1 protein-coding gene is annotated in these 19,076 nt (G+C 31.1%); it reads right to left on the bottom strand.

The genetic code is table 11. The annotated features are described in order from the left end of the window. Positions 1-13: 13 nt before the first annotated feature. Positions 14-18,982, bottom strand: a complete 18,969-nt coding sequence (locus ABNT65_RS15425) for a non-ribosomal peptide synthase/polyketide synthase (protein WP_348746235.1) — start codon at positions 18,980-18,982, stop codon at positions 14-16. Between the last annotated feature and the right edge of the window lie 94 nt (positions 18,983-19,076).

Genomic DNA, 19,076 nt, shown 5'->3' with positions numbered 1-19,076 from the left:
AATTATTATAAAATTATATATCAATACTCATACTATACTCATCTACTGAATCACTAAAGTTGACTACCTTATAGTGTATAAAAGATGACATTTCTTCTATGGTACTGAATTCAAAAATATCTTGAATAGCAATCTCTATTTCTAATTCTTTACGAATCATAGAAACTAAACGAGTAGCTAATAAACTATGACCTCCCAACTCAAAAAAGTTGTCATAAATTCCTATACGTTCAATCCCTAATAATTCCTGCCAAACGGCTACTAATTTTTCTTCTGTTTCATTACGTGGTGCCATATATTCTTTGCTCGACATTTCAATTCCTTCCGGACTAGGCAAAGATTTTCTAGCTATTTTTCCATTACTTGTTAATGGCATAGTCTCTAATTCAATCCATAATGTAGGAATCATATAATCTGGTAAATGATTCTTTAATTCTTCTTGAACTATCTCTTTATCAAACTCTCCTTCTGCAACTACATAACCTATTAATCGTTTATTACCACTAGCATCTTCCTTAGCTAAAACACAACTTTGACTAATAATTGTTAGTGATGATAATGCATTTTCTATCTCTCCCAATTCTATTCGATAACCACGAATTTTAACTTGATTATCTTTTCTACCAATAAATTCTAAGGTCCCATTAGGTAACCACCTTGCTAGGTCACCAGTTCTATACAACCTAGCTCCTTCTTTAAATGGGCTCTTTATAAATTTATCTCTAGTTAATTCTTCTCTGTTTAAATAACCTCTTGCAACTCCTATACCTCCTACACATAATTCTCCTACTACTCCTATTGGCAATAATTTAGCTTCAGTATTTAAAATATAAGCTTGCGTATTATGAATAGGTTTTCCTATTGGTACAAGATCTTTTATAGCTCCATGATATGTTGTAGCACAAATACTTGTTTCTGTTGGTCCATAAGCGTTTACATACTTGTATTTTTCTGAAAAAGCTTTTGCTAATCCTAATGGAATTGCTTCTCCCGCAGTTACCAAGGTTTTTATGCTTTCTAAATCCTCAACTGCTAATAATTGTAAAAACGCTGGTGGTAAAGTGGCAAAAGTGATATTATTCTCTTTTATAAATTCTTTAAAGAATGATGTATCCGATTTTTTACCCTCTTGTATTATATGTAAACTTGCTCCACTTAAAAGGGTAATACCTATTTCCCAAATAGAAGCATCAAAAGATGGACTTGCAAACTGCAAACAATTGTCTTTTGAATTAATAGAGAAAGACGCTATTTGAGATAATAGTGTATTGATTATACTACAATGTTCAATCATTACTCCTTTTGGTTTTCCTGTACTTCCAGATGTGTAAATGATATAAGCTAAATCTTTTGGTTTAACCAAAAGGTCAAGTGACTCTGTAGAATATTTTGTAATACTTTCTTTAAATGTATTTAAAAAAGCATCATCTATGATTAAAATACTTCCACTATCTGTAAGGATATATTCTTTACGTTCATCCGGATAAGTAGGGTCTATTGGCACATATGCTCCGCCAGTTTTTAGAATTGCCAGTAAGGAAACTATTAACCAATCACTTCTTTCTAAAACAACTCCTATTGGATTCTCACTATTTATAGTATAAGTAGCAACTAAATAATTAGCTAACTGATTAGAAAGTTCATCTAATTCTTTATAAGTTAATTTCTTTCCTTTATAAACTACAGCGGTAGTTTCTGGACTAACCTCAACCTGATTAGTAAATAAATCAATTAACGTTTTATCTTGTGGATACGAAGCAGAAACATCATTAAAAGTTTCTAATAATTTTATTTCTTCTTTTTCTGTTAGCATAGATAAACTCTCTATACTAGTTCCATTAATTAAACCTTCTATAAGTTGCGTTAATATTTCTTCCATATAGGAAAGAATACGCGTTGGTTTAATACTTGGATCCGTCTGAGCTGTTAATCCAAAATCAATTCCATAATCATCCACAGATAATGAAAAAGGATAATTTGTACGCTCGTTTGCTTTTATAAAAGTAATTCCTAAATTAGCTTCAGCATCTTCCTCTTCTTGAGAAATAGAAGTGTGACGGAAGTTTAACAAAGCACTAAATAATGGCATTTCATTAGAAATACCACTCCAATTTTGAATACTAGATAGTGGCGTTTGTTCATAAGGTAACAATCCTCTTAATTCTTCTTTAATTTTATCTATATATTCAAGTACGTTTCCTTTTAGTTCAATAAAAAATGGCAGTGTATTAATAAATAACCCTAAAGAATCAGCAGCTCCTACTGAACCTTGCAAACGCCCTGAAAATAACGATCCAAAAAGTGCATAATCTTTGTTGCTACACCTACCTACAACGATTCCATATGCAGCATGAAATAAAACTGCTGGACTCATTCCGAAATCAGTACTAACTTTTCGAAGTTTTTCACTTAATTTTTTTGGTAGAAGAATAGTAGATTCAACTATATCACTTCCGTTTCCTTTTATATTTGATAATTCAAATGGATACGTAGGCTCATCAACCTCTCCTAATAATCCTTTAAAATAAGATTTACTATCATTAATAGATTGTGAATGCAACGTATGTCCTATAAAGTCTCTATATAAAACAGGAGTTAATAAACTTGATTCTTTTCCTGATAAATACAGAATAATCTCTGAAGTAATTTTATCTAATCCAACATGGTCTAATACTAAATGGTGCTGATCAATCATTAAATAATATTTACTATTACTTATATCATCTGCAGTTTTTAAGTTTAGTAATGGCGCTTTTGAAACATCAATCCATAATTTACTTGTAGCTTTCAATGATTCTAATTGTAATAACACATCTTCAGAAGTGTCAATATTCAGTTCTTCCACTGATAGAGTAACTTCCCTTAATACCACTTGAACAGCTTGTGGCAAGCCTTCGCTCAAAACACAAGTACGTAAAACATCGTGACGATTTATAATAAACTGTAAGGCTTCTATAAAAGACTTACGTTTTGATTGATCAGTAAATGATAATAAACTTGATAAAATATAAGGATCTCCTTCTTCTTGGTTACTCATTAAATGGTGAAAGTAAATCCCTTCTTGTAAAGGAGATAAAGGATACATATCTTGAATATTTGAAACACCTCCTTTAATACTATCTACAACTTTATCTATATCTTCCTGTTCAAAGTTTAATAAAGGAGTCATTGATGGAGTAATTCGATCTGTATCAATTGTAATACCATTAGCTGGTACTTGATAAACCGAAGTTGATGACGATAATTTTTCACTAATAATAGCTACTGTAGCATTAGAAAATATTTCTTTTACGGGAATATGGAAGCCTATTTTTTGTAAGCGAGTAATTAATTGAACAACTAACAAGCTATGACCTCCTAATTCAAAGAAATTATCATGAATTCCTATTTTTTCGATTCCTAACAATTCCTGCCATATAGCTACTACTTTTTCTTCTGTTTCATTTCTTGGCGCTATATATTCATTTTTAGTTAGCATTATCCCATCTGGGTTTGGTAACGCTTTTTTATCTAGTTTACCATTACTCATTAATGGCATTTCTTCCATTTCAATCCAAATAAGAGGTACCATATAATTTGGCAAACTCTTCTTTAATTGTATTTGAATATCTTCTTTATCAAACCCATTATCAGCTACAACATATCCTACTAATCGATTATTACCATTTACATCTGCTTTGGCCAGTACACAATTATTATGAATACCTTCTATTTGTGATAATGTATTTTCTATCTCTCCTAGCTCTATACGATAACCTCTTATTTTTACTTGGTTATCTTTTCGCCCCATATATTCTATAGTTCCATTAGGTAACCACCTTCCTAAATCTCCTGTTTTATATACTTTACCTTCATCTTTAAATGGATTCGCTACAAACTTCTCTTGAGTTAATTCTTCTCTATTTAAATATCCTCTAGCTACTCCTCTTCCTCCTACGCATAATTCTCCAATTACTCCAATTGGCAATAACTCTAAAGCGTCATTTAGTATATAAATCTCAGTATTATCTATTGGTTTTCCAATTGTTTGGATTCCATTTACTAAACGTTTAGAATAAGTGCTATAAGTGGTAGCTTCTGAAGGCCCGTATAAATCAAACACTTGACTAACTGAACTTTCCTTATAAATTCGGTTAACTAGATTTGTTGATAATGGTTCACCTGCTAAATTGATGGTTTGTACCGTATCTGGAATTTTACCTGATTCCAATAATCCTAATAAAACGCTAGGAACTGTATTCATTAATGAAACCGAAACTTCTGAATCTTCAACCAAAGACAGTAAATTATCTACTAGATGAAGCTTAGATCCTGATATCAATGAAGTAAAAATCTCAAATATCGACAAGTCAAAATTAATTGAGGTACTTGCCAACATTCCTACTTCTAATGAATCCTTAAAGTTTGATCTAGCCCAACTAATTAAATTGAACATATTACCATGTTCAATCATTACTCCTTTTGGTTTTCCTGTACTTCCAGAAGTATAAATAATATAGGCTAAATTATCTGAAGAGATTATATCACTTAAAGCTTCATCAGAATATGCTGCAATAGTATGCCATTCTGTATCTAAAGATATAATTGTTATCTCCTCTTGTTCTATTATGGTTTCACGACTATCAGCACTACTAAACACTAAACTTATCTCTGTATCTTTAATCATATAATCAATACGATCTTTTGGATAAGTAGGGTCTATTGGAACATAAGCTCCTCCAGACTTTAAAATACCTAAAATACCAACAATCATTTCTAAACTACGTTCTAAGCAGATACCAACTAAAGTATCTATTTGAACATCTTGATTACGTAAATAATGTGCTAGCTGATTAGAACGTTTGTCTAACTCTTGATAGGTTAACTGACTATCTTTATAAACAACTGCAATAGCTTCTGGTGTGTTTTTAACCTGTTTAGCAAATAAATCTAAAACTGTTTTATCAAATGGATACTTAACTGTTGTTGCATTAAAAACTTCTACTAGTTGTTTCTTTTCCTCTTCTGGTAAAATAGTTAGTGTATTGACCAATAACTCCTTTTCAGATTTTAACCCTTCTAACAACTGATTTAAAATCTTTTGCATAAATGCAAGCATACGGTCAGCACCTACACTTGTATCTACCTGAGCTGTTAACCCAAAAATATCTCCATAATCATCTACGTTTAATGTAAATGGATAGTTGGTTCGTTCTTCACTATCTATTACAGTTATACCTAAATCATTTTCTTCATTATCTCCCTCTATATTAGAGGAAATAGAAGAATGACGATAATTCAGTAATGCGCTAAACAATGGTGTTTCATTGGAAATATCACTCCAATTATGAATATCTGACAATCTTGTTTGTTCATAAGGTAACAACCCTTCTAAACTCTTCTTAACAACTAATACATATTCAGATACGCTTCCTTTTAATTCGGTAAAAAATGGCAACGTATTAATAAAAAGACCTAATGAATCTGCAGCTCCAACTGCTCCTTGTAATCTTCCTGAGAATAAAGAACCAAAAATTGCATACTCTTTATTACTACACTTTCCTACAACTATTCCATACGCTGCATGAAATAGAACAGCTGTACTTACTCCTAAATCAGTACTGATATTACGGAGTTCTTTACTAAAATCATTAGATAAAAGAATACTTGATTCTTCAATTTTGCTAGTATCTCCTATAATATTTGATAATTCAAACGGATATGTAGGTTCTTTAACCTCTCCTAATAATTCTTTAAAATACCTCTCACTATCATTTATGGATTGTGAATGTAATGTATGACCTATAAAATTTCTGTATAAAACAGGTTCTGGTAAACTTGATTCTTTCCCAGACAAATAAAATTCTATCTCTTGAATTACTTTCTCTAAACCTACGTGATCTAATATCAAGTGATGTGCAAACAACATCAAATAATAGCAATCATTGATTGAATCATCAACCGACTTTAAATCTAATAAAGGCGCTTTTGAAACGTTCATCCATTGCTCTCCTGGATTCATTAATGATTCTAGTTCAGTTAAAACATCTGCATTTTGTATATCTAAATGTTTTACTGACAAAGTAGCTTCTCTAAGTACTACTTGAACAGCATTGGGTAAATTTTCACTTAAAAAACAAGTACGCAAAACATCGTGACGATTGATGACAAACTGTAATGCTTCTATAAATGATGTTCGTTGTTTTTTAGTTTTAAAAGACAGCAAGTTTGGTAATATATAAGTATCTCCTTGATTTTTATCACTCATTAAATGATGATAATATATTCCTTCTTGCAATGGAGATAATGGATATAAATCCTGAATATTTGAAACACCTCCATCAACCATAGAAACAACCATATCTATATCCTCTTGATCAAAATTTAATAGAGGCAACATAGATGGAACAATATGATCAGTATTTTTTGTAATTCTATTAATTGGAACCTTATAAGAAGATGTTAATCCTAATACTTTTTCACCTATAGTAGCTATAGTGGGGTTTGAGAAAACATCTTGTACCGATATATGGTAGCCTACCTTTTGTATACGAGAAATTAATTGAACAACCAATAAACTATGACCTCCTAACTCAAAGAAATCATCATTAACACCTATTTTTTCAATACCTAGTAACTCTTTCCAAATGACTACTAATTGCTCTTCCGTTTGATTTCTTGGTGCTACATATTCTTTAGCTGATAATAATGTTTTATCTGGTTCTGGTAACGCTTTTTTATCTAGTTTGCCATTAGCCGTTAAAGGCATTTCATTTACCTTAATCCATAGGGTTGGAACCATATAATCAGGTAAGCTTTCTTTTAATTCTGTTTGAAGAGCTTCTTTATTTAAATCTCCTTCTAAAACAACATACCCAACTAAACGTTTAGTACCGTTACTATCTTCTTTAGTTAAAACACAACATTGGATTACTGATGGTATATTTGACAGTACATTCTCTATCTCTCCTAATTCTATTCGATAACCTCTAATTTTTACCTGGTTATCTACTCTCCCAATAAAATCTATATTACCATCTGGTAACCATCTACCTAAATCTCCTGTTTTATATAATTTTCCTCCTTCTTTAAATGGGTTTAACGTAAACTTTTCATTTGTTAAATCTTCTCTATTTAAATAACCTCTAGTAACTCCATCTCCTCCAATACATATTTCTCCTACAACACCTAAAGGAACTAAGTTCATTGTTGAATCTGTAATATAAACCTGAGTATTATTGATAGGTTTTCCAATAGGAATTTTTATAATATCAGCATCAACTACCTTATAATTAGTAGCTACTACTGTAGTTTCAGTTGGACCATAGTTATTATAAATATTAAGGCTTGTATTAGTATTTACAGATAAAGCATCTCCTCCAGTTAGAATAGTAATCTTTGATAAAGAAATTTCTTCTTCTATAAAACGTTCGCATAATAAGGTAGGTATATATGCGTGTGTAATAGTATTATATTCCAAAAACTCTGAAAACAAGTTTAAATCATAACGAATATTGTTTGATACAGGATACAAGCTTGCTCCTTTCAGTATATAAGGGTAAATCTCCCAAACACTTGCATCAAATCCTATTCCCGCAAATAAAGTACCTCTACTTAAACTTGTTACATTATATGCCGATTGATGCCAAAAACACAAATGAAGTAAGTTTTTATGCTCAACCATTACTCCTTTTGGTTTTCCTGTACTTCCTGAAGTGTAAATAACGTAAGCAAGGTCAGAAGGTGCTATATTAATTGATGGTGAATTTATTGAATAGACTGAGCTTGTCAACTTAAACTCTTCTAATAACGAATTATCTATTATAACATTGATGCCACTATCTTTACGGATGTATTCTTTTCTATCCTCTGGGTAAGAAGGGTCAATAGGAACATAAGCAGCCCCTACTTTTAAGGTTGCTAAATAAGCTACTATTAACCAATCACTTCGTTCTAAAACAACACCTACTAAGTCATTTATATTAACACTATAATTAGATATTAAATACTGAGCTAGCTGGTTAGATTTTTCATTTAATTCTTTATACGTTAATTCTTCTCCATTGTATACAACTGCTATAGCTTCTGGGGTTTCTTGAGCTTGTAACTCAAACAAATCAACCACTGTTTTATCTTTCGGGTAATCTAATGCAGTATCGTTGAAAACATTTAACAATTGATTTTCCTCTTCATTTGTTAGCATTGATAAACTACCAATAGATTGTGTAACATCATTTATAATATTACTCAATAACTCTTGATAATGAACTAACATTTGTTTAATGGTAGTTCTTTTAAACAAAGCGGTACAATATTCTACATTAAGTAGTAAACCTTGATCATTTTCAGATATATTTAATGTCAAATCAAATTGAGAAGTAATTCCTTCTAATTCATATTCAGAAATAGTTACATTTTCTATTGCTAATTTTGAGTTTGAAGGTGTGTTTTGTAACACAAACATTACTTGAAACAAAGGAGACATACTCATATCACGAGTAGTAACCATCTTGTCTACTACTTTTTCAAAAGGAACTAACTGATGATCATAACCTTCTAAAGTAGTAGTCTTTACTTCTTTTAATACTTCCTTAAAACTGGGGTTTCCGCTTAAATTACTTCGAAGTGCCAAAGTATTTACAAAGAAACCTATTACTCCTTCTAACTCTGCTTGAGTACGATTAGCTATTGGTGTTCCTACACAAATATCTTCTTGACCACTATAACGAGATAACAATACTTTAAAAGCAGATAATAAAAACATAAACATTGTTACTCCTTCCTGCTTACATAAAGTATTAATAGCACCTGTTAATTCTTTATTTATTGCAACAGAAATACCTGATCCTTCTGTACTTTGAATAGTAGGACGTGTGTAATCTAACGGTAGTTTTAAATAATCAACTCCAGACAACTTATTTTCCCAATAAGTCAGCTGACTTTCTAAAGCACTACCTTCTATGTATTTACGTTGCCATATTGCATAATCTTTATATTGTAAAGATAACTCTGGAAGAATTACTTCTTGTTGGGAATTAATTGAAGCGTATAATTCATCAAATTCAGACATCAAAATCCCACTTGACCAACCATCACTAGCAATATGATGAAAAACACATGCTAATATATACTGATTATTATCTAGATTATACAAACATGAACGTAACATATAATCTTTAGATAAGTCAAAAGGTAAGTTAATGAAGCCACTAATTTCTTTTTCTATTTTGGCTTCTTTTGCGATGGCTTCTTGATGTAAAAACCATTTGTTTGATTCAATTACTTTCTGGTAACCTATTCCTTCTTTTTCATAAATAACTGTACGTAATATTTCATGACGATTAATTATTCTACGTAGAGCTTCTTCTACAATACTTATATTTAAATTTCCTTCTAATTTTAGTACTACTGGAATATGATATTCTTGACTACTACCTTGTAATTTATCTAAAAACCATAAACGTTCTTGACTAAAAGATAAAGGAATCTGTTCAGAACAGTCTTCAACAACTACTGATGGAAGTAATATTTCTTCAAATTTAGTAGATATGTATAAACCTAAATCTGATATCGTATTGTATTCAAATATATCTCGAATGGCTATTTCTTTTCCTAATTCTTTACGAGTTAAAGAAACCAACCTAGTAGCTAATAAAGAGTGTCCTCCTAATTCAAAGAAATCATCGTAAACACCTATTTCCTCTACTCCTAATAGTTTTTGCCAAATAGTTACTAATTTCTCTTCTGTCTCATTACGCGGAGCAACATATTCTTTTGTAGATAACATTGATCCATCTGGCTCTGGTAATGCTTTTCTGTCTAACTTACCATTGACAGTTAATGGCATCTCCTCTAACTCAATCCATAAAGTAGGAACCATATAGTCTGGCAATACTTCCTTTAACTCTAACTGAAGCGCTTCTTTATCTATAGCTCCTTCTAAAACTACATAACCAACTAAACGTTTACTGCCAATACTATCTTCCTTAGCTAAGACACAACTCTGAGTGACCATAGATAAGTTCGATAAAGCATTCTCTATCTCTCCTAACTCTATACGATATCCACGTATTTTTACCTGATTATCCTTTCTACCTACATACTCTATATTCCCATCTGGTAACCATTTCGCTAAATCACCTGTCCTATATAATCTCTCTCCTTCCTTAAATGGATTCGATATAAACTTTTCCTCTGTTAATGCTGCTTTATTATAATAGCCTCTTGCTACCTGAACTCCGCCAATACATAACTCACCTGCCACTCCTAATGGAACCAAATTCATAGAATCATTTAAAACATACAAACTTGTATTAGCCACTGGACGACCTATTAATACTTTTGATATTGGTTCTTCTAATGGAACTGACCAGTAACTAACATCAATGGCGGCCTCGGTTGGTCCATATAAATTATGCAACTCTACATTAGGTAATTTCTCTTTAAATAAGTTTACATGATCTACTTGTAAAGCTTCTCCACTACATATAACTCGACGTAAACTACTACAATCTCCTGTACTTATCTCTTCTAAGAAAACACGTAACATTGACGGAACAAAGTGCATGGTCGTTATATTTTGTTCCTCTATTATTTCTTTTAAATAACGGGCATCTTTATGTCCTTCTGGTTTTGAAAAGACTAATCGTGATCCGCAAATTGAACTCCATAATAATTCCCATACAGAAACATCAAAACTAAAAGTAGTTTTCTGTAAAATAGTGTCATCTGACTGTAACTGATACTCTGACTGCGTCCATAATAAACGATTCACAATACCATTATGCTGATTCATTACTCCTTTAGGCTTTCCGGTACTTCCTGATGTATAAATCACATACGCTAAATTTTCTGCTGTGATTATTTTATTTAACCTCTCTGATGAATAAGTTGTAATGATTGTTTCCCATTCTGTATCTAATGAAATAGTAGTAATTCCTTCTCGGTTTGCTAATACTTCTTCACTTACCTTTTCACTTGTTAGTACCATATTTATGTTGGCATCAATCAACATATAATCAATACGATCTTGAGGATATTCTGGATCAATTGGAACATAAGCTCCGCCTGATTTTAGAATTCCTAAAATTCCCACTAACATTTCTATACTACGTTCTAAACAGATTCCTACTAAAGTATCGGGCTCCACTCCTTGTCCTTGTAAATAGTGACCTAATTGATTGGAACGCTTGTCTAATTCCTGATAAGTTAAACTTTCATTTTCATAAACTACAGCTATAGCTTTTGGAGTTTTGGCTACCTGTTCTGTAAATAAATCTACCAACGTTTTATCTAAATCATAAGCTACATCTGTTGCATTGAAATCTTCTAATAATTGAACACTCTCCGCTTCTGTTAAGATTGGTAAATCATCTATTGGTTTGTTAATATTTTTGATAATACTAACTAGCAATTCTTGATAATGTGTTAAAAAACGAGTAGCTGTTTCTTCTTTAAATAAAGCAGTACAATACTCTAAGTTTAAATTTATTACTTCATTACGTTCCTCTGCATTTAGTGTTAAATCAAATCTTGAGTTTGTACTTTTATTTGTAGCTAAAGAAATTTCTAAATTCTCTATATCCAAATCCAACATTTCAGGTGTATTTTGTAATACAAATACTACTTGAAATAAAGGAGACATACTCATGTCTCTTGAGTTTACAACTCTTTCTACTATTTTTTCAAAAGGAACTAATTGATGATCTCCTGCTTCTAAGGTTACTTCTTTGGTCTGTTTTAATACTTCCGCAAAACTTGGATTTTCACTTAAATCTGTTCGTATTGCTAGCATATTTACAAAGAAACCAATCATTCCCTCTAATTCTGATTGGGTACGATTTGCTACTGGAGTTCCTACGCAAATATCTTCTTGACCACTGTATTTATGCAATAATACTTTTAAAGCTGAAAGCATTACCATAAATAGTGTTACCTCTTGTTCTGCACAGATTCTTTTTATAGAACTTGTTAACTCTTTATTTAATGTAATAGAAATATCTGCTCCTAAATTACTTTGGATTAAAGGACGAGGATAATCAGTAGGTAAAGATAGAGGTGTAGTATTTTGAAGTTTATCTTTCCAATATGATAGTTGACTTTCTAAAAAGTCTCCTTTAATATTCTGACGTTGCCATAAAGCATAATCTGCATATTGTAAAGATAATTTAGGAAGTATTACCTCCTGCTTACTTTGTAATGCATGATATATAGTAATAAACTCATCTGCAAAAATAGTCTCTGACCAACCATCATTTGCTATATGATGAAATACTACCACTAAAATATTTTGATCTGAGCTTGTTTTATACACACAAGCTCTAAACATATAGTCTTTAGATAAATCAAATGGTTTTTCAGAAAAATCCTTTATTTTATTTTCTAAATCTGTATGTTCACTAACATTTTCAATGTTTAGCTTCCAATTTTCAGATGAAATTGCTTCTTGATACCCAATCCCGTCTTCTGATTTTATTACTGTTCGAAGTACTTCATGGCGGTCTACAATTGTAAATAAAGCTTTTTCTAAAATAGTAACATCTAAATCTCCTTTTAACAACAACCTACCAGGCATGTTGTATTCTGAACTGCCTTCTTGCAATTGGTCTAAAAACCACAAGCGTTCTTGACTATATGATAAAGGAATACGATTTTCTTTCTTCTGTACAGTTATTAATGGTAATAAACTTCCTCCAGCTTCATCTTCTATATGTATTCCTAATTCTGCAATTGTAGAATTAGCAAAAATAGCTCTAATGGTAACTTCAACATTCATCTCATTACGAATTAGAGATACCAATTGCGTAGCTAATAAAGAGTGTCCACCTAATTCAAAAAAGTTGTCATAAATACCAGCTTTTTCTATTCCTAGTAATTCTTTCCATATCTCTGATAACTTTTTTTCTGTTTGGTTACGTGGAACTACATATTCTTTTGTTGATAAATCTGAGAAGTCAGGAGTTGGTAGTATTTTTTTATTAACCTTACCGTTCGCTGTTAGTGGAATTTCTTTTAGTTCCACCCATAAGCGAGGAACCATATAACTTGGCAAGCTTTCTCTTAAAAAGTCTTCAATACTATCTTTATCAAAAGTAGTGCTTGTTACAACATATCCTACTAAACGTTTATTTCTACTCGCATCTTCTTTTGCTAAAACACAACAATTAACAATAGTTTTGTGATTAAATAATACGTTTTCTATTTCTCCTAACTCAATGCGATATCCTCTTACTTTTACTTGGCTATCTCCTCTCCCTATAAAATCTACATTTCCATCTGATAACCATCTAGCTAAGTCTCCTGTTCTATATATTAATGTTCCTTCTTCAAATGGGTTTTTAATAAATTTCTCTTTGGTTAATTCATTGTTGTTTACATACCCATTTGCTATTCCTTCTCCACCTATGTATAATTCTCCAACTACGCCTTGTGGTGTTAAGTTCTTATATGAATCCAGTATATAAAAACTCATATTGTGTAAGGGCTTTCCTATTGGAACATTCGATGAATAGTTTAAACTTTCTAGGCCATTAGTTTCATAGAATGAACTATCTATTGTTGCCTCAGTTACTCCATAACTATTTGTTATTCTAATTTTTTCACCAAAATTTTCATACAATTTTCTAAAGTCATGTACATGGAATATATCAGACCCCAAAATAATTTGTTTAAGTGAAGAATATTCTAATTTATTTTCATGAATATAATCCATTAAAGGTACTCCTAATGATGGTGTTGTCTCAAATATTGTTACTTGATGATTAGTAATCAACTTATATAACGCTACTAAATCAAAACGAACTTCATAAGGACAAATAATCATTTTACCTCCAAACAATAATGATTTACATAGGTCTCCTACAAAAACATCAAAAGCATAACTTGCCATTTGTAACAAGCAAGTCTCTTCACTAATTTCAAAAGAGCTATACCAACTTAAAGCAACATTATAAATACCTGAATGATTTACTGCTACTCCTTTAGGCTTACCTGTTGTTCCTGATGTATAAATTATATAGGCTAAGTCTTTAGGACTTGTTACAATACTCAACTTATTTTGAGGTTCTTTATTTATAACCTCAGCCTCTACATCTAATAAAATTCTATGAACCCCCTCATATGACGCTAACAACTCATTATCAATACTGTTAGTAATTAAAAGGTTTAACTCAGCATCTTTTATAATATGTTCTACGCGATCAGAAGGGTAGGTTACATCTATTGGCACATAAGCATTACCAGATTTAAGTGCCCCAAGAACACTTACAATCATATTAATTCCTCGAGAAACAAATATTCCTACTATCTCATCTGCTCCTATACCTTTTCTATTAATGTAATGCGCTAGTTGATTTGATTGGTTATTTAACTCTTCATAAGTTATTGAAGTCTCTTCATAAACAACAGCTACATTGTTTGGTGTTTTTAATACCTGCTCTTCAAATAAGTCTAAAATTGTCTTATCTTTTGGATAAATAGCAGTAGTGTTATTAAAAACATGTAGTAATTGATATTCTTCTTTTTTTGTAAGTAAGGGTAATGTATTAATTTCCTGATTGATATCATTTACAATACCTTGCAGTATTACTTGATAATACCCCAGCATACGCTGTACTGTTTCTTTTTTAAATAAAGCAGTACAATACTCCATTGTTAATGAAATACCTAATTCATTTTCATTAGCTTCTAAACTTAAATCAAACTTCGATGTATTTGATTGCAAGTTATACGATGAAATTTCTACTCCTTCAATTACCATAGATCTATCTCCAGGAGTATTATCCATGTCAAACATCACTTGAAACAGTGGACTCGTACTCATATCACGAGTTTTCACCACTCTATCAACTACTTTTTCAAAAGGCGCTAATTGATGATCATATCCTTCTAAAGTGGTGCTTTTTACTTTTTGTAAAACTTCCTTGAAACTATTTAACTCACCAAAATCTGAACGTAAAGCTAAAGTATTTACAAAAAAACCTAGCATACTTTCTAACTCAGATTGTGTTCTATTTGCTATAGAAGTTCCAACGCTAATATCTTCTTGACCGGTATACCTATACAATAATACTTTAAACGCTGATAATAATAACATAAACAAGGTTACCTTCTCTTGTTTACATATTTCTTTAATACTATCAGTTAAATCTTTAGATAGTTCAAAGTTTAAAATGGCACCTTCGTTACTTTGAATTAATGGTCTAATATAGTCAGTAGGTAACGCTAAAGTAGAAACATCCTGTAATTGTTTTTCCCAGTAAAGAAGTTGGTTTTCTAAAAACTCACCTGAAACATACTTAGACTGCCATAGAGAGTAATCAGAATATTGGAATGGTAATGGTAATACCTCTAAAACCCCACCTGATTGTAATATTCTATAATTCTCTAAAAATCTATTGATAAAAATAGGTATCGACCAGCCATCACTTGCAATATGATGAAAAATACAAACTAAAATATTTTCATTTTCACCTATAGTATATAAACAAGCTTTGAACATATAATCTTTTGCAAGATTAAAAGGTTCAGATATTAAACTTGCAACTTCATCCTCAACCTTAATATCTTCTTTTAAAATTTCTGTGCGTAACTTCCATTTATTTGAAGGTATGACTTCTTGATATCCTTTTCCTTTTTCTTCTTTAATTATAGTTCTTAAAACTTCATGCTCCTCAACTATAGCTACTAATGCTTTTTCTATATTTTCTTTGTCTATACTGCCTTTTAATTGTAAGCCACCAGCCATGTTGTACTCCACACTTCCTCCTTGCAACTGGTCTAAAAACCATAGACGCTCTTGATTAAATGATAAAGGAATATTTCCTTTTTTGTTTTGTGAAGTAATGACAGGTAATAAACTTTTATTTTTTCCTCCTTCTATATGAAGACTTAACTCAGCAATAGTAGGACTAGAAAAAACATCTTTGATAGCAACTTCACTTTCCATTTCATTACGAATCTTAGACACTAATTGTGTAGCTAATAAACTATGTCCTCCTAACTCAAAAAAGTTGTCATTAATACCTATTTGGTCTACCTCAAGTAAAGCTAACCATATGTTAGCCAATTGTTGTTCTATTTCATTTCTAGGAGCTACATATTCTTGGGTAAATAAATCAGAAAAATTAGGCTCAGGTAATGATTTTTTATCTAGCTTTCCATTAGTTGTTAAAGGCATTTCTGCTAATTCTATCCATAAACGTGGAACCATGTAGTCTGGTAAACTAGCTTTTAAAAAATCCTGTATCTCTTCTCGGTTAAAAACCTCTTCAGCTACTATATAACCTATTAATCGTTTATTTCCTTTAGCATCTTCCTTTGCTAAAACACAGCATTCCTTGACATCTTTATGGTTAAAAAGTACATTTTCTATCTCTCCTAACTCAATACGATACCCTCTTATTTTTACTTGGCTATCGCCTCTACCTATAAAATCTATATTTCCATCAGGTAACCAGCGTGCTAAATCTCCAGTACGATACATTAAAGTATCTTCAACAAAAGGATTAGTTATGAATTTATTTTCAGTTAATTCTTTATTATTCAAATACCCTTTTACAACTCCTAATCCTCCTATGTAAAGCTCACCTATAATTCCTTTTGGGACTAAATTTTGCGAAGCATCTAATATGTAAAATTCCATATTATGTAAAGGCTTTCCTATAGGAACGCTAGCTGAATATCCTAAACTCTCTATTGTATCAACCTCATAATATGAACTATCAATAGTTGCTTCTGTTACTCCATAACTATTTGTAATTCTAAGGTCTTTTCCAAACCTTTCATATAAACGTTTAAAATCATGAACGTGACAAATATCTGACCCTAGAATAACTTGCTCTAATGAAGAATAATTCAACTCATTATCATAGATATAATCCATTAAAGGAACCCCTAAAGCTGGAGTGGTTTCTAAAATGGTTATTTGATGGTGCTTTATTAATTTATAAATTTCTAATAAATCAAAACGGATATCATAAGGGCAAATAATCATTTGCCCTCCAGAGAATATTGATTTACAAAGATCTCCTACAAAAACATCAAACGCATAACTCGCCATCTGTAATAAACGAGTATTTTGATGAATTTCAAATGATTCTTGCCAACTTAAAGTAACATTTAATAATCCTAAATGTTTTACAGCAACTCCTTTGGGTTTTCCTGTTGTTCCTGAAGTATAAATAACATAGGCTAAATCATCTGTAGTTATTTTTGCTTTTAATTTACTCTCAGATTCTTTGCTTATTACTTCTGCCTCAATATCCAACACTACTTTTTGAATATCTACATCAAACGTTAGCAACTCATTATCAACACTATTTGTTATTAAAAGCTGTAACCCTGAGTCTTTTATAATATGTTCTATACGATCTGATGGGTAATTTGTATCAATAGGTACATAGGCCTTCCCTAGCTTCAACACAGCTAATGTACTAACAACCATACCAATGCCCCTTGATACACAAACACCTATTAAATCAGTTGTTCCTTTATGCTTTCTATTTATATAATTGGCTAACTTATTTGAACGTTCATTTAATTCTTTATAAGTTATTGAAGCCTCATTATAAACTACAGCAATATTATCTGGCACACTTGTAACCTGCTCTTGAAATAAATCTAGTACAGTTCTATCTAATTGATATTCCCTCTTAGTATTATTAAAAGTAGTTAATAACTCATCCTCTTCTTCTTTAGATAAGATAGAAATATCTTTTAATGGTTCAGTTAAACTTACCTCAAACTGTCTTAAAATAAACAATAACCTTTGTGTAAGTATTTCTATCTCTTCTTTGTTATAATATTCTTCTTGAAAATCAACATTTAAGATTAAAGAAGAATCTTCCCCATAATCACTCCAACGAAATGATAATGGGTCTTCTAAATCTATATTTGTAGATAAATGTTTTATAGCTACATGTAGTCCAGATGATAATGATTTAGGAAAAGGAAAAGGCTCGTAATTTACAATGATGTCAAAAACTTGCTTTCGATTTTCTGATAGTAAATTTAAAGACCTATTTAAATGAGATATTGGATATTGACGGTGTCTATAATCATTACGCTGTATTTGTCTTATCTCAGAAATAAAATCAGTTAAATTCTTATTTTCATCGTATGCTCCCTTAAAAGGAAGGATACTAGAAAACATACCCAATGCCTTGCGTTCATTTCTACTTACTCTATTATGCACAGGTATTCCAAAGCTAAACTCTTTTTGATTTGTGGTTTTCCCAAAATATAGTAATAGAGCTGCTATTGTAAATTGTGGTAAGTTAGCCTTGGTTTTTTCTGATAAACGACTAAATAACTCTCTATCTGACCTGGATATTTCAATAGAAAATCTATTACCATCTGCTATATCATCCTTTTTCTTATGATTGAGGATAGACTCAGGAATAGTATTAAATTTCTCTCTCCAGTAACTTGCATCTTTGGTATAATAATCAGATTCTAAATAATCATTACTCTTTCTTGCAATATCTGAGTAAGATGGAAATGATATTTTAACCTCATCACTATTTTTTTGTCTTTTATCATACTCTTCTATAACATAACTTACCATTAATGCTGAACCAAAACCATCATATAATAAATGATGATTATAACAACACCACCAATGCACATCTTCAGCTATTTTTATAAGTGTATAATCATATAGTTTCCCTTTTTGAATATCAAAAGCAGTATTAATTCCCTCTTGCATCCATTCTTTTGCTTTCTTTTCTGGATTAACTTCTTCCGAAAAATCAATTTCATTAAGATGTACATTCTCAGGTTCGCTTACATAAAACAAAGGCTCTGCCCCTGTAAAGTCGTATCTAAAGTTATATGTATCAAACGCTGAAGACAAACTACCAACAACGCTTTTAAATAAAACTTTATCTAAGACTCCTGTAAAAACAGCATATCCCCCCATATTATATATAGGGCTTTGAGGATCCATTAACTGTCCATAATAAACCTCTTGCTGAGCTAAATGTAACTTCTCTTTTAAATTCATTTTAAAAATTGTTTTTAGGGAATTTACCTTTTTGGTAATACTGAAAAACAAGAATATTTCATTCAACTATGGCATTAAAAACACCTAACCTTTG

The organism is Tenacibaculum sp. 190524A02b (assembly GCF_964036645.1).
Taxonomy (GTDB): Bacteria; Bacteroidota; Bacteroidia; order Flavobacteriales; family Flavobacteriaceae; genus Polaribacter; species Polaribacter vairaonense.
Note: the sequence above shows the minus strand (reverse complement) of the source record. Positions and strands in the feature narration are given on the sequence as shown.